This is a genomic window from Bartonella sp. MR168JLCBS (assembly GCF_042194175.1).
The window spans coordinates 1-509 of sequence record NZ_JBHIMP010000648.1; the positions used below are offsets into that span (position 1 = coordinate 1).

The 509-nt window shown below is 41.1% G+C and carries 1 pseudogene; it reads left to right on the top strand.

The annotated features are described in order from the left end of the window. Positions 1–509, top strand: a pseudogene (locus ACFIK8_RS13195) (YlxR family protein); the annotation flags it as partial.

The window sequence follows — 509 nt, forward strand, 5'->3', positions numbered from 1 at the left end:
GTCTGGGTCTCTTCTCACCGTTCTGCCATTGAAGAAGCGATCAAACAAAAAGCTTTTAACAAAAGTTTTAAAACAGATGTTGAAGTTGCGTCAAACCTCGCACATATTGTGGAGACGCTTTTGCTAAAAGCTGCTCTTGGCAGCCTTTCCATGGCGCGAAAAGCAGGTGTTATTGTTATGGGAGCAACCAAAGTTGATGCAGCTATCCGCTCTGGTAAAGTCATTTTCGTCCTTCATGCCAAAGAAGCTACAGAAAATGGAAAGCGGAAAATTTTACAAGCCATCCATACAATACAGCAACAAACAAATCAGAACATAAAAACCACATCATTATTTACAAGTGATGAAATGCGTATGGCTTTTGGAACTCATTCTGTGATGCACGCGGCCTTATTGAATATGAAGGCTGCAGAAGGATTTCTCAAAACAATACACAAACTGATTGACTATCGTGACGACAAGCACAAAGCCTGGTGAGATGACGGTACAAGCCGTGAAGGAAATAAAAT